Genomic DNA, 13,867 nt, shown 5'->3' with positions numbered 1-13,867 from the left:
CGATTTAAATGGCCCGAAGTAGTTACATCAGCGTATTGCGTATCATTGCGATCTTTCTAGTCATCCTGATCCACTCTTCTTCGGGTTATTTAAATAGCAATGATTTCGATGCTTTCGATTGGAAGTATGCCAATTGGATCAACAGCTTCTCCCGTTTTTCCGTCCCCCTTTTTGTCATCATCTCGGGCGCATTGCTTTTGCAAAAAGATGAAGACACCGGTATATTTTACAAGAAGCGCCTGCTCAAAATCATTCCACCTTTTGCCTTTTGGACAGTTGTCTACCTAGTCTATTACTTTATTCGGTACATCGATTTCGAGTATGTGGGTTTTCCACAAGTTATTAACATCGTGTTAATTCGTTTAAAATCAGGGAGCAACGCACATCTATGGTACTTATACATGCTTATTGGACTCTATCTGGCCATACCTTTTTTGCGAAAAATGGTCCGGAATTGTTCGAAAAAAGAGATCGAAATATTTCTATGTTTATGGTTTGCTTCGCTATTTTTCAACAACAAATGGTTTAATGTTTATCTTCCAAACTTTGATCTAACATTCTTTTACGGGTACATAGGTTATCTCATATTGGGTCATTATCTATACAATTATCAACTCACTTGGCCAAAGTGGTCTAGCCTACTATTCTTTATGTGTAGCTGCTTTATCACAGGTTGGGGGACCTCTTATCTTAGTCTTGAAAAAGGAGAGTTTGATCCCACCCTGTATAATTATCTGTCACCTAATATTGCTTTGAGCGCAGCTTGTCTATTTGTATTTATTCAATGTGTAAAACTCCCAGAACGATTGAGTACATTCTGGGAATTTATTGATATCCATAGTTTTGGAATCTATTTATGTCATATTCTATTATTGAACTATATACATCCACTGGTTCCGTTCGCTACACCATGGAAAATACCGATAGCGGCTATCCTCACCTTAGTAACCAGTGCCCTACTGACTTATTGCTTACGCAAGATCCCTTTTGGGAAATATGTCAGTGGTTAGTTCAATTTGATCCAGCACTTATTTTTCGCCCTCGACCTTATTATAGACATACAGATGTGCATTGGGCCCCTCGATCTCTTTTCCTTCCTGATCTAGTCCGATCAATTTATTTTCACCAACTTTTAATTTTATGTTAGTTTCTTTGCCGGTCAGGTGTACAACCGAACCGTTGTCATGCCACATCACTTTACCTGAATCTTCTACTTTTGTATTCTTATTGATATATTCACTAACAATAGAAAAAGTATTATCGTTTTTTAAGGTGATATTCGTTTTGATACCTTCACAATCCGCGCAGGGAATTGTTGCTTCGTATTTACCAGGCCAATCTAATGAATTCTGGGAAGTATGAACTGTGTCTGCTACCATTGTTGCATGATCAGAAGAATCTGACTCTACCACCTGTTGATTTTCCTTTTTTGTTTGATTACAGGCACTCAAGGAAAGCGCTGCTAGGCAAATAAATAATACGGATGATTTCATATTTGTGCTATTTTGAGTTTGTACCCAATAACAAGCAATTTCGACGCCAAGAAAATGCTATCCAATTCCAAAAAACTGCACCCTCCAACTAAACAGAAATAAAAATTGAAAAAGCTACTTTGTATGGAAGAATTAAAAGTGAACGTATAGCTATATATCCAATATGATATAAAAAGGACCATCCAATCTTGGACGGTCCTTTTTATGATATACTGTACAACAATAAGTACTATAAACTGATTTATTTATAGCACAATCTGCCGACAGGAATTGCAGATCTTATTTCAGACTAGAATGGCAAATCATCATCATCTGATGAACCCGTCAAATCCACAGGAGCAGGCATATCAGCATAACCCGGAGCAGATGGTGCTGGAGCAGCATTACCTAATTTTGTTACACGCCATGCAACCAATGAATTGAAATATGTCGTGACGCCATCTTTATTTGTCCAAGGACGACCACGAAGATTAAAAGATACCTCTACCTCTTCGCCAATAGCTAGGTTGTCAAAAATTGAAGTTCTGTCCTGTGTAGACTCAAAACGGATATACTCAACAAATTGTGGGTTTTCGGCATAAGCTACAATCATATCCCGTTTTTTGAATGATTCTGTCACTTGTTGTGTCGCTCCTATCTCGTGTACTTTTCCTCTAATTTCCATAATCAAAAAAATAAATATTAAAGCGTAAAATTAAGCAATTTTTGAGGAAGAGTTTAATTAACTTTGTACAAAATATGATGGAAGTTTTCAACACCCCCAATAAAGTTATCATTACGTGCAATAAACGCTTATCGCCGTATTTGCAACAGGAAGTTAAAGAGTTAGGTTTTGATATTGTCAGAGCATTTCAGACTGGAGTCGAATTAAAAGTCAGTGTAAACGATACGATCAAGCTCAATCTGAACTTGCGCACCGCTTCACAGATCCTATATTCGTTAAAAGAATTTTCTGCGAACAATCCCACCGAACTCTACGAGGAGCTAAGCACAATTGCTTGGGAAGAACTCATTCAATTCGATGGTTATTTCTCCGTTAGCTCCAATGTGGACAATGAAACAATTAGCACACCTTTATTTGCCAATGTGAAGGTTAAGGATGCGATTGTAGATCGTATTAAAGATAAAAAAGGCATGCGTCCAAATTCTGGGCCGGAAAATAACAAAGCTGTCGTTCACCTTTATTGGAAGGATGACCGTGCTGAAATTTTTCTTGACACCTCAGGCGAGACACTTGCCAAACATGGCTATCGCAAGATTCCGGGCAAAGCCCCTATGTTGGAAGCCTTAGCTGCTTCGACAATTATCGCATCGAAATGGGATGGCGTATCGCCCTTTGTCAATCCAATGTGTGGATCTGGAACCTTGGCTATCGAAGCGGCATTAATTGCGACCAATAGAAAACCGGGTTTATTGCGCATGAATTACTCATTCATGCATTTCATCGGTTATGATGAAACCGTTTTCTTTCAGGAACGTCGCTTGTTAAAAGATCAGATCAATAAAAAAGCGGCACCACAGATTATTGCGACAGATATTTCCGAAGAGGCAATCAACGTCTCTAAGATGAATGCCCGTACAGCTGGCGTAGAACAATTAATTTCATTTGACGTATGCGATTTTGCGGAAACGCACGTTCCTAAAGAGGGTGGTGTCATTTTATTCAATCCAGAATATGGCGAACGTCTAGGTACCCATACCAAATTGGAAATTACCTATAAACGCATGGGCGATTTTATGAAACAGGAGTGCAAAGGTTATAGAGGCTATATATTTACAGGTAATCCGGATCTAGCAAAGAAAATTGGACTCCGTGCGTCTAGGCGTATAGAATTTTATAATGGTAAATTAGATTGTAGATTATTAGAATACGAATTATACGAGGGTACTCGCGAAAAAACAAAAGTATTGTATGAATAACATTATTGAACGCACAGTCGCATTTGTGCAAGATCGTTTGAAATTTGCAGAGGCAGGCCACGATTGGTCGCATATTCAACGCGTATGGAACAATACGAAGTTAATTTTAGAAGATGAACAGGCTGATGTCATGGTTTGCGAATTAGCAGCACTCTTACATGATATTGCTGACAGCAAATTCCATGATGGTGATGAGACAATCGGCCCTCGCGTTGCTGGAGAATTTTTGGCAAGTCTAGAAATTTCTCCTGAAATCATTGATCATGTCAAAAAAATCATCTTTAACATGTCATTTAAGGCGAGTTTAGGTGAAGTGTCTTTTCATTCAAAAGAGATGGAGATTGTACAGGATGCCGATCGTTTAGACGCCATCGGTGCGATAGGTATTGCACGTGCATTTAGTTTTGGTGGCAATAAGGGACGGGAGATGTACAACCCGAATATTCCGGTACAGGAATATAAAGACAAAGAAGCGTACAAACATTCTGAAGCGCCTACAATTAATCATTTCTATGAGAAACTATTATTGTTAAAAGATAAGATGAATACCGAAGCCGCAAAAAAAATCGCGGAACACCGCCACCAGTATATGCTAGGGTTCCTCGACGAGTTTTTGGCAGAATGGAATGGTAAAAAATAAATTACAGTTAACAATAACTAAATATAAAAGTGGTACTTTAGATCTTGCGAATCGAGATAAAAAGTACCACTTTTTTTATCCCGTAAAATCAGCTTTCAAACGAACACATATGAAAAAACACATTTTTAGCTGTCTGACGTTGGCTATGGTCATTTCATCTTCATCACTATTTGCACAGACCAAAGCAATAGCACATCGTGGTGTATGGAAAAACAGTCATCTACCCCAAAATTCCATTGCTTCTTTAAAAGCCGCTCATGAACTTAAACTTTTTGGGTCTGAGTTTGATGTTCATCTTACGAAGGACAATATCCTTGTCGTTAACCATGACAATGATTTCTATGGAATCGACATCGCAACAGCAACCTATGCAGAACTCCTCGCCAAAAAACATCCCAATGGCGAATCCATTCCGACCTTGGAAGAGTATATCAAAGCAGGGAAAAAACTAAAAGGATTACGTCTGATACTGGAATTAAAAACCAACAAACTCGGTGTCGAACGGACGCTTGAGGCAGCAACAAAATCTGTTGAAATGGTAAAAAATCTAAATGCTGAAAAAATAACAGATTATATCGCTTTTAGCTTTGAAGCCTGTCAAAAAATTCATGAACTCGCTCCAAAAGCAAATATTCAGTACCTGAATGGTGATAAATCTCCTGCTGACGTTAATACTGCTGGAATTAACGGTTTGGATTATCACTTTTCAGTATTCAAAAAGAATGCGAGCTGGTTGCAGGATGCCCACAAATTGGGGATGAAAGTAAATGCCTGGACAGTCAATACCGAGGATGAAATGAAGAATCTAATTGATCAAAAAATCGATTTCATCACCACGGACGAACCAGAGTTACTACTTCGCGTATTGAAAAAATAAAGGTTATCTCCGAGATCATCGCCGGTAATATACAACAGCATACTATGGCATCAATTATACTGATGAAAGTAGTTACTCGAACATAAATAATTCTAATGAAAAAATACTTTATTCTCGCTGCGGCATTATGTTTATCATATATCACTTATGCACAAGATTTCATTGCAGCTACATACAATATAAGACAACGGAATACCATAGATACTGGTAATATGTGGGTTGACCGTAAAATACCTTTGACCAATCTGATCAAGTATCATGGTTTTGATATATTCGGTGTTCAGGAAGCCTTTCATGATCAGGTTCAGGATCTTAAAACGTTGCTTCCGGGATTCGATTATGTCGGTGTGGGTCGTGATGATGGCGCACAGGAAGGTGAGCACTCCGCAATTTACTACAATACCAATCGATTCAAAGTAATAAAAAGTGGTACATTCTGGCTTTCAGCGACAGATACTGAGCATCCAAATAAAGGCTGGGATGCGGCTTTACCGCGCATCTGTACCTGGGGGGTTTTTGAAGACAAAGCCAATAAAAAACGCTTTATTTTTATGAACACGCACTTTGATCATATCGGACGCACGGCCAGAACAGAAAGCGCAAAATTGATCCTAACCAAAGCAAAAGAATTTGCCAAGGACCTACCATTGATCTTAACGGGTGATTTTAATGTTGATGAGAAAGATGAAGCTTATTTTACACTTGCCAATAGCAAAGTTGTAACAGATGTGCATGACTTGTCACCGCTTAAATATGAGCCAAACTCTTCTTTTAACGGTTGGGGAAAGAGCCTCAGGGCCTCTGGCCGTATTGACCATATTTTTATCACAAAGCCTTTCCAGACAAAGAAATATGGTATTCTGACAGATACTTACATGAGTAAATTCCCTTCTGATCACTTCCCTGTTGTGACAACACTTTCATGGAAATAGGTCCTATAAATTAAAACAACTTTAATACGGCGAATAAAGCGCGCCAAAATGAACTGCACCCTAAAAGATTTATCCAACTTTTAGGGTGTTTTTATGAAGTAAAATTATGAGACGAAACCGAAATAAGTTTTAAATTCGGCGTATCTATCAACAAAGGCTGATGTGACAATGCATAGCTTTCGTTACGATGAGGTTGTGGCGTATCCGTTACGAATACAGACAATCTAATAGAAGAACAGCCAGCAATTTAAACTTTAATAAAAATTAACAGTCGATATCCTTAATTTTGACAGCAAAATATATCATGATGAAATTTCCATTACTATATTGTACCCTATTTGTTTCGGGGCTATTGTACTCCAACTCAAGTGAAGCGCAGATCTTTAAAAAGATTAACGAGGCGTTGAATAAGGCAAACCAGAGTCAAACGGACAGCACGAAAAATGCGAGTCCCTCAACCACCGGAACTTCAGTCTCTGGTTCAGGTTCGACCACATCGAATGCCTTAGCCTCATTATCAAATAAAGATGCTTCACTAGGTATCAAACAAGCTTTAAGCAATGGCCTTAATCTAAGTATAGAGTCATTAGCAAAAAAAGACGGGTTCCTAGGCGACGCAGCCGTAAAGATTTTAATGCCTGCAGAGGCACAAAAGGTAGAGAAAACACTTCGTGCTGTGGGTATGGGCAAGCTATGTGATCAATTTATCCAAAGCATGAACAGAGCTGCGGAAGGTGCTGTAAAAGAAGCCGCGCCAGTATTTGTGAATGCGTTGTCCAAAATGACCATCACTGATGCGACCAATATCCTTCTGGGAAGCAAGCAAGATGCCGCAACGACGTTTTTCAAAACCAATACATCAGTCGAACTGACCAATAAGTTTAGCCCTGTCATTCAGTCGGCGATGGGTGTAAACAATGTAGATCAATATTGGACGCAATTGACGAGTGCTTATAATAACTTGCCCTTAGGAAATAAGGTCGAAACAAATTTGACTGCTTACGTCACACAAAAGGCCATAGATGGTTTATTTATTAAGGTGGCAGATCAAGAATCAAAAATTAGAAACAATATCGGTGGAAGTCGGAATACAAATATTTTGCAGAAAGTATTTGGCTACGCGGATGAAAAAAAATAAGCTAAACTATTGATTTAGTCCTTCAAGAAGGTGCAGGATTTTAGTTAAACATTGATCCCGGTAAACAAGACTTGTCAGTTTATTGACAAGTCTTGTTTGTTTTTGGCCGAAGCCCATTAGAATTTGTAAATTTGATCACCCTTATCACATTAAGGCGATTAGAATGAGTACATTTGAGATTAATAACATAAGTGACTTTTCGGTTTCGGAAAGATTTCAACGCTACGTACAGATTGATACACAATCGGATGCAAATTCTCCGACATGCCCTTCCACCGAAAAACAAAAAAATTTGGGCAAATTATTGGTAGAAGAACTATTGGCGCTGGGCATTTCGGATGCGGCCATGGATGAAAACGGCTACATCTATGCAACCATTCCTTCCAATACCTCCAAAAAAGTTCCTGTTATCTGTTTCTGTTCTCACATGGACACCTCTCCGGATTCCTCGGGTAAAGATGTAAAACCACTTTTACACCACAATTACCAAGGACAAGATTTAGTACTTCCGGACGATAACAGTATTGTCATTAAGTACGCCGAACATCCCGATTTAGCCAACCAGATCGGCAACGATGTGATTACGGCAAGTGGCACGACACTATTGGGGGCGGACGATAAAGCGGGTATCGCCGAAATCATGGATGCTGCACGCCTATTGATGAAACATCCTGAGATTAAACATGGTACTATCAAGATTTTATTCACACCAGACGAAGAAATTGGCCGTGGCGTTGATAAAGCAGATTTAAAGCGTCTGGCAGCAGACTTTGCCTATACCATGGACGGTGAAAAAGCCGGCACTATCGAGGATGAGACATTTTCCGCAGATGGGGCAACATTAACAATCCATGGCGTCTCGGTGCACCCCGGTTTTGCAAAAGGAAAGATGCAAAGTGCAATTAAAATTGCTAGTGCCATCATTGAGGCATTACCGAAAGACCGACTTTCTCCGGAAAGCACCAATAAGAAGGATGGTTTTGTACACCCTGTTAATATTAGTGGGTCTGTAGAAAAAGCTGAGATTCAATTTATCATTCGTGATCATGCAACGGCAAATCTAAAAAAACATGAAGATGAACTGGAAGCAATTGCAAAATCCATCGTCAGTCAATATCCAAATTGCAGCTACACATTTGTTGTAAAAGAGCAATACCGCAACATGAAAGAGGTCTTGGATCAATATCCAGAAATTATGGAGATCGGTATGGAAGCGATTACGAGAGCCGGTATGGTCGCAGAAAGAAGAAGCATCCGTGGTGGTACAGACGGGTCACGCCTGTCATTTATGGGGCTTCCATGTCCTAATATTTTTGCAGGTGGACATGCATTCCACGGAAAACAGGAATGGGTATCGGCACAAGATATGGAAAAAGCGGTCAAAACAATTTTGCATGTTGTATCTTTATGGGAAGAAAAAGCATAAATACATTCTAAAATCAACATATTTTTAATGAAAAACGACGTTTTAAAAGCAATACACTACAGAAGATCAGTATTTCAAGCTTCTTTTACCGAAGAAGAAGTCAGCAAAGAAGATATCCTCAGCATCCTAGAGGCAGCCAATGCTGCACCAACACATAAACGGACACAGCCTTGGCGTTTCGTTATCTTCCGCAAAGAAGGACTTCAACGTTTGGGTACCGAATTATCGCGCATCTATAAATCGGTTACCCCAGCGGAAAAATATACGGAAGCGACAGAAATCACCATGGGTAAGAAAGCAACACAATCCAATGTTGCCATTGCACTTATCGTCAACTATACAGGCGAGGTGCCTGAATGGGAAGAATTGGCTTGTACTGCTGCCGCTGTAGAAAACATGTGGTTAGCTGCACACTCATTGAATATCGGCGGATACTGGGCAACACCAGGCTTAATTAATCATTTGGGTAGCTTCCTTAACCTGGAAGAGAACCAAAAATGTATCGGCTTATTTTATTTAGGTCATCATCAATCGGAAGCACGTGAACCTATACGTACAGCTATCGAAGAAAAAATTCGTTGGGAAGAATAAGGTAGCACAGCTCTACCATAAATAAACAAGGGCTCGAAACATTCGAGCCCTTACTGGTTTTTACGTTCTTCGATGCCAAGTGATTTTCCTTACCAGGGGATATATCCTGTTCGCACAATCTATTGATTCCCCATAGATACATGCTGTATCTTTATCTTAACATGGACAATTTTTTTTAAATATTTAATAATACCGATTTAACGGTTTAGCAATACTATACAAATAATTTCGCAACATACTTGTGACAGACACTGATCAACTAAACTAGAAACGAAATTATTATGCAGAAAAACATCATTTGGTTTGCGCTTTTAACCATTATTACGTTTTTTCAAATTCCAAACAGAAGCTGGGCTCAAGGTACTGAAGCTACTATCACGGGACGTATTACCGATGAAACTGGTCCGGTCAAGGGCAGTTCAGTATCTGTGAGGAATGAATCCACTGGATTCAGACAAACAACGTTGACCAATCAAAATGGAGTATATACCTTCCAGCAGCTGCCCTTAGGCTCTCCATACACTGTATCAGTCAATCATGTCGGTTATGCCGAACAAAAGAAAACAGACTATAAATTAAGTTATGGCGATGAGCTTACAATAGATTTTAGATTATCTTCTACAGAAACGAAGCTTGACGAAGTGATTGTACAGGGCGCTGCTGCTGATCTTAAAAATAAGATCAAAACATTAGGCGCTTCTACCGCTATTACGGCAAATGATCTAAAGAAAATGCCTGTAAATGGCCGGAATTTTTCTTCGCTGATCGATCTATCACCAGTGAGCAGTGGTACGAACCTTGCGGGCCAACGCGCATCTTCGACTAATTTTACGGTAGATGGTATGAACTCACGCAGTACGGTAGCCGGCGGAAATAGCGGTGGTGCTTATTCCATTTCGATGGAGGCTATTCGTGAATTCAAGGTGGTCACCAACGATTACGATGTCACTTTTGGCCGTAGTGGCGGCGGAAGCATTACGACCGTGACCAAATCAGGAACAAATACCCTGACTGGTAGTGCCTTTACTTTTGCGCGGGCAGATTGGCTTTCCAGTAAGTATAATCTGAATGAAACTCCACGCAAACAAAAATTCTCCACTTATCAATATGGATTTTCGTTGGGGGGGCCAATTATTAAGGATAAAGCCCATTTCTTTGTTACATGGGATCGTCAAATGGATACACGACCGCTGCAGATCGCTGATATCCAAACAACCGAAGATATTGCACGATACAAAGTTACACAAACGACTTTGGATGATTTCACTCGAATTGCTGTAGGTAAATATGGCGCTAGTGCCGATCGCCTATTTGGCTCTTTTGACAAAAAGAAAAAGACTGATGCCGCGTTCGCTCGAATCGACTGGCAATTAAATGAAAAGAACCTATTGACCATTCGCAATAACTTTGTGTATGACTCCGACAATCAACAGGAAGGGGATAATACGGGAATTAATGCCTATGAATCTTACACCAACAGAAAGTATATAAACAATAGCCTTATGGCTTCTTTGCGTACTTCGATCAGTTCCAAGTTGACAAATGATTTGAAGATCCAGCATTTTTACGAACGCTCTGAAGCACAACATAATGTTGATGGATTTGACCAGTCACATAGTATTCCCCGCGCGATCGTTGAATCCATCGAATCAGTAGATGGTACGAATAAATACAACAATTCCATCCAGCTCGGAGGGCAACGCTTTTCACCAGAATGGTTCAATGGCAATATGCTGCAGTTAGTCAACAACCTATATTACAACACAGATAAGATCAAATATACTTTCGGTGCCGATATCATGTATACGAACATGGATTTTCGTTATGGTAGTGAAATGAACGGTCGTTTTTATTTTACAGGTTTACAAAACTTCGATAACCTGACCCCTTATCGCTATGCACGCGATGTTTATATGACTGACAAGGAAAACACTTTGGTCAACAATCTGGCTGTAGGTGTTTATGGGCAGATGGAAGCTAAAATTGCAAGAGGTCTTGACGTAGTCGGCGGCATACGCCTGGACAACACGAAATACCTCAAGAAGGCTACATTCAACCAGACAGTCTATGACGAACTAGGTCTTTCAACCAACAATGGGATAAACACATTTCAAATACAGCCTCGTGTGCAATTCAACTGGGATATCAATGAAGAGAAGAAAAATATCATCCGTTTTGGAGCGGGTATATTTGGGTCGGCACTCAACCCATATTCTATGTTAAATAATATGTTGTTTGATGGTTCACGCATTGCTGGCGTAGATATCACGGATCCTACATTAATTCCTAAGCCAAATTTCGCAGGATATCGCAAGGACCCCGATACAGCTCCAGGACGCGAACTGCTGGACAATCCAAAGATCGAAAAACTTGTCACAATCAATACCAATAGCAAGGATGTGAAAGTGCCGACGGTATATAAAGCCAATATTTCCATCAATCATTTTTTCACGCCTTCGCTACGCATCGGTTTAAGTGCTTACGGTACTTGGGGACGCAACAACTACATGTATGTGGATCGTAACATGGTGGAGGATCCTTACTTTAGGTTGACTGCTGAGGGAAACCGTGGTGTGTATGTTCCTGCGTCAAGCATCAATACAACGAACGGCGCAGCCAACTGGACCAATAGCCGTAAGACCCAACAAGTCGGTCGGGTATTGGAAATGAATAGTGATGGAAAAAACAATTCGTACACCGTTGTATTGGACGGAACTTATCGTTACTACAAAGATGGACAAATCACGATGTCTTATACCTGGAATGATACAAAAGATAATACCTCGTATAATGGTAATGTTGCCAATACTGCTACCCTCTCCCTAATGGTCAAAGACGATCCGCGCGACTTAAGTACAATGTCGTACTCGGATAATCAATTCCGTCATAAAGTCGTGTTCTATGGAACGATGCCCTCTTTATGGGGTATTTCTATGGGTCTGCGATTCAGTGGAATTGCTGGAACACGTTATTCATTAGCTGTCAATGGAAATGTCAATGGAGACTTTGTAAATTCCAACGATCTTGCCTTTGTCTACGATCCTAATAGCACTAATACACCAGCATATATCAAGAATGGTATTCAAGCAATTTTGGACGATCCAAATGCAGAACAGAGCATAAAAAACTACATCAATGGCAATTTGGGCCAAGTAGCAGAACGTAATGGAGGAATCAATGGTTTCTATGGCGTATTTGACCTGCATTTGGCAAAAAATGTAAAATTCTATAAAAATCATGGACTTGAAGCCTCTATTGATATCTTCAATGTAGCCAATCTTTTGAAAAAAAGCTGGGGTGTGGGGCATAACTTAGGCAAACAAAATCTTTATGCGATCAAGAGTTTCGATGCCGCCAATCAGCAATATATTTACAATATGAGTTCAGGTGTTGGTGTATCCAATTTAAATGGTAATCCTTTTCAAATTCAGCTTGGGTTGAGGTATGCATTTTAAGGATGGATACTATTTTCAAAAAAATGAGCCATTTCCTTCAAGAGAATGGCTCATTTTTTTGCACTAAGATTTTTCTATCCCAAAACAATGTGGAGGTTTGATGACATTCGATTGGGAGGGATGCTTCATCTCTTTTATGGGAAATGTAATTTTCAAACGGGCTTTGGCTCCCTGCCACTTAACTCCGGACCGAAGAAGCCGTACAGCCTCATCAGCAAGAGCCTGTTCAGGAGTTCCTTCCGTCCGGATCTGCTCAGGCAGCCCGTCTTTACCGATGGTAAAATTGACAATAATCTCCCCTCCTCTTCCCGTATCCAGTTCCTGATTATTAAGGTATTGTTCAAACGCTTTCCATCCTCCTAGCGGTGTCGCCTCTCCACCATCCAACAAGGGTTCAATTGCCACCATGTTCTCCGGTTCGCTAAGTGTAACATCTGTGCTGCGCTCCGCCGTGCCATTGAAATGTTTAAAATATAAAAGCGCCAATAACACGACAAACAACACTCCCGCTGCCGCACCTATGGCCAAACGTTGCCAGGTATAATATTGTGCATGCCTTGTTGCTATCGTATCCTCGACCCGGCGGCTCAGCCGCTGCTGCAACAAGCTCAATTGCCGTGCATCCACGCCATTCTGCAATCGATATCCATCTATGGCATCCTGCAAAAAAGGATCTTCCAATGCTTCTTTTTCCAGTTGAAACATTTCCTCCCTACTCATCAAACCATGGATGTAATTATGAATTCGCGATAACTGATAATTATTTTCCATTTTCTTTCCTTTCCATACAGATTTTTAGATTGCGTTTTCCATTCTGGATAGCACTCTTGACTTTATTCAGGTCATACCCTGTTAAATCTGCGATATCTTTATAGCACTTTTGTTCCAGATAAAACAAACGTACACATTCTTTCTGTTCCTGATTTAAGGTTTGCATGCAACCTTCTAATCTTTCAAAATCCCGTTCTTCCCATTTTGCCTCTTCGCTGCTATTGAGTTTCTGCTCGCTCTCAAACAAGTTATCCTCAATATCCACCTGTGTCGTCCTCTTATCTTTGCGCAATTGCATCAAACAGTAATTCTTACTGTATACATGTAACCAGCTTTTAAAATTATCGACCTCATAATGACGAAGCTTTTGAATGAGTTCTTCAAAAATTTGCATGACCGCATCCTGGCTACGATCGGGATCCTGTAAATACTTGAAGCATACACCATAAAGCAAGGACATGTAAGGTGAATATAATTTCCCCAGCGCAGACAGGTCTCCGGTTGTTTTATAATGTCGTAATAGCTCTTTTTCGTTCATGCGCAAATCTTTCACCTTAAGGATGAATTAAGATACGGTTTTCCATAAATAAAGCAAATATAGCCGAAAAAATTATCCACTATAAA

The 13,867-nt window shown here is 40.0% G+C and carries 13 protein-coding genes; 9 read left to right on the top strand and 4 right to left on the bottom strand.

What is annotated here, in order from left to right:
- The first annotated feature begins 8 nt into the window (after nucleotides 1–8).
- Nucleotides 9–1,010: an acyltransferase gene (locus HPC41_RS21635; protein WP_172396166.1), complete on the top strand. Its 1,002-nt coding sequence runs from the start codon at nucleotides 9–11 to the stop codon at nucleotides 1,008–1,010.
- Between the two features lie 18 nt (nucleotides 1,011–1,028).
- Here the strand turns inward: HPC41_RS21635 and HPC41_RS21630 are convergent, their stop codons facing one another.
- Together HPC41_RS21630 and HPC41_RS21625 are read right to left on the bottom strand one after the other, a co-directional pair.
- Nucleotides 1,029–1,493 (bottom strand): copper resistance protein NlpE, encoded by a 465-nt coding sequence (locus HPC41_RS21630; RefSeq protein ID WP_172396165.1) that lies wholly within the window; start codon nucleotides 1,491–1,493, stop codon nucleotides 1,029–1,031.
- 289 nt (nucleotides 1,494–1,782) lie between these two features.
- Entirely contained in the window at nucleotides 1,783–2,157 is a 375-nt protein-coding gene (locus HPC41_RS21625) for a DUF3127 domain-containing protein (RefSeq protein WP_172396164.1), read from the bottom strand.
- A gap of 77 nt (nucleotides 2,158–2,234) precedes the next feature.
- Here HPC41_RS21625 and HPC41_RS21620 point away from each other — a divergent pair, with 77 nt between their 5' ends.
- The 8 genes from HPC41_RS21620 (at nucleotide 2,235) to HPC41_RS21585 (ending at nucleotide 12,472) form a co-directional block, all read left to right on the top strand.
- Entirely contained in the window at nucleotides 2,235–3,413 is a 1,179-nt protein-coding gene (locus HPC41_RS21620) for a THUMP domain-containing class I SAM-dependent RNA methyltransferase (RefSeq protein ID WP_172396461.1), read from the top strand.
- Nucleotides 3,406–4,053 (top strand): HD domain-containing protein, encoded by a 648-nt coding sequence (locus tag HPC41_RS21615; protein WP_172396163.1) that lies wholly within the window; start codon nucleotides 3,406–3,408, stop codon nucleotides 4,051–4,053. The genes HPC41_RS21620 and HPC41_RS21615 overlap by 8 nt, the downstream gene beginning before the upstream one ends.
- 109 nt (nucleotides 4,054–4,162) lie before the next feature.
- Complete coding sequence (locus HPC41_RS21610; protein WP_246250941.1) at nucleotides 4,163–4,930, top strand: glycerophosphodiester phosphodiesterase; 768 nt, start codon at nucleotides 4,163–4,165, stop codon at nucleotides 4,928–4,930.
- A gap of 95 nt (nucleotides 4,931–5,025) precedes the next feature.
- The gene (locus HPC41_RS21605; protein ID WP_172396162.1) at nucleotides 5,026–5,862 is read left to right on the top strand and encodes an endonuclease/exonuclease/phosphatase family protein; all 837 of its coding nucleotides are present in this window, start codon (nucleotides 5,026–5,028) and stop codon (nucleotides 5,860–5,862) included.
- Nucleotides 5,863–6,166: 304 nt separating this feature from the next.
- The gene (locus HPC41_RS21600) at nucleotides 6,167–7,000 is read left to right on the top strand and encodes a DUF4197 domain-containing protein (protein ID WP_172396161.1); all 834 of its coding nucleotides are present in this window, start codon (nucleotides 6,167–6,169) and stop codon (nucleotides 6,998–7,000) included.
- A gap of 163 nt (nucleotides 7,001–7,163) precedes the next feature.
- Nucleotides 7,164–8,426 (top strand): peptidase T, encoded by a 1,263-nt coding sequence (gene pepT, locus HPC41_RS21595; protein WP_172396160.1) that lies wholly within the window; start codon nucleotides 7,164–7,166, stop codon nucleotides 8,424–8,426.
- A 27-nt stretch (nucleotides 8,427–8,453) separates the two neighbouring features.
- On the top strand, nucleotides 8,454–9,017 hold the full coding sequence (locus tag HPC41_RS21590) for a nitroreductase family protein (protein WP_172396159.1): 564 nt from the start codon (nucleotides 8,454–8,456) through the stop codon (nucleotides 9,015–9,017).
- A 281-nt stretch (nucleotides 9,018–9,298) separates the two neighbouring features.
- The gene (locus HPC41_RS21585; RefSeq protein ID WP_172396158.1) at nucleotides 9,299–12,472 is read left to right on the top strand and encodes a TonB-dependent receptor; all 3,174 of its coding nucleotides are present in this window, start codon (nucleotides 9,299–9,301) and stop codon (nucleotides 12,470–12,472) included.
- Nucleotides 12,473–12,535: 63 nt separating this feature from the next.
- Here the strand turns inward: HPC41_RS21585 and HPC41_RS21580 are convergent, their stop codons facing one another.
- Nucleotides 12,536–13,243: an energy transducer TonB gene (locus HPC41_RS21580; RefSeq protein WP_216660848.1), complete on the bottom strand. Its 708-nt coding sequence runs from the start codon at nucleotides 13,241–13,243 to the stop codon at nucleotides 12,536–12,538.
- Nucleotides 13,233–13,781, bottom strand: coding sequence for an RNA polymerase sigma factor (locus HPC41_RS21575; RefSeq protein ID WP_172396157.1), 549 nt, complete (start codon nucleotides 13,779–13,781; stop codon nucleotides 13,233–13,235). The genes HPC41_RS21580 and HPC41_RS21575 overlap by 11 nt, the downstream gene beginning before the upstream one ends.
- Nucleotides 13,782–13,867 lie beyond the last annotated feature (86 nt).

The organism is Sphingobacterium prati, from assembly GCF_013167215.1.
In the GTDB taxonomy this organism is placed as follows: domain Bacteria; phylum Bacteroidota; class Bacteroidia; order Sphingobacteriales; family Sphingobacteriaceae; genus Sphingobacterium; species Sphingobacterium prati.
Note: the sequence above shows the minus strand (reverse complement) of the source record. Positions and strands in the feature narration are given on the sequence as shown.

What these genes read in the sequence shown, in the direction of transcription:
- HPC41_RS21635 (WP_172396166.1), top strand. Translation starts at nt 9, where the DNA reads ATGGCCCGAAGTAGTTACATCAGCGTATTGCGTATCATTGCGATCTTT.
- HPC41_RS21630 (WP_172396165.1), bottom strand. Translation starts at nt 1,493, where the DNA reads ATGAAATCATCCGTATTATTTATTTGCCTAGCAGCGCTTTCCTTGAGT.
- HPC41_RS21625 (WP_172396164.1), bottom strand. Translation starts at nt 2,157, where the DNA reads ATGGAAATTAGAGGAAAAGTACACGAGATAGGAGCGACACAACAAGTG.
- HPC41_RS21620 (WP_172396461.1), top strand. Translation starts at nt 2,235, where the DNA reads ATGGAAGTTTTCAACACCCCCAATAAAGTTATCATTACGTGCAATAAA.
- HPC41_RS21615 (WP_172396163.1), top strand. Translation starts at nt 3,406, where the DNA reads ATGAATAACATTATTGAACGCACAGTCGCATTTGTGCAAGATCGTTTG.
- HPC41_RS21610 (WP_246250941.1), top strand. Translation starts at nt 4,163, where the DNA reads ATGAAAAAACACATTTTTAGCTGTCTGACGTTGGCTATGGTCATTTCA.
- HPC41_RS21605 (WP_172396162.1), top strand. Translation starts at nt 5,026, where the DNA reads ATGAAAAAATACTTTATTCTCGCTGCGGCATTATGTTTATCATATATC.
- HPC41_RS21600 (WP_172396161.1), top strand. Translation starts at nt 6,167, where the DNA reads ATGATGAAATTTCCATTACTATATTGTACCCTATTTGTTTCGGGGCTA.
- pepT (WP_172396160.1), top strand. Translation starts at nt 7,164, where the DNA reads ATGAGTACATTTGAGATTAATAACATAAGTGACTTTTCGGTTTCGGAA.
- HPC41_RS21590 (WP_172396159.1), top strand. Translation starts at nt 8,454, where the DNA reads ATGAAAAACGACGTTTTAAAAGCAATACACTACAGAAGATCAGTATTT.
- HPC41_RS21585 (WP_172396158.1), top strand. Translation starts at nt 9,299, where the DNA reads ATGCAGAAAAACATCATTTGGTTTGCGCTTTTAACCATTATTACGTTT.
- HPC41_RS21580 (WP_216660848.1), bottom strand. Translation starts at nt 13,243, where the DNA reads ATGGAAAATAATTATCAGTTATCGCGAATTCATAATTACATCCATGGT.
- HPC41_RS21575 (WP_172396157.1), bottom strand. Translation starts at nt 13,781, where the DNA reads ATGAACGAAAAAGAGCTATTACGACATTATAAAACAACCGGAGACCTG.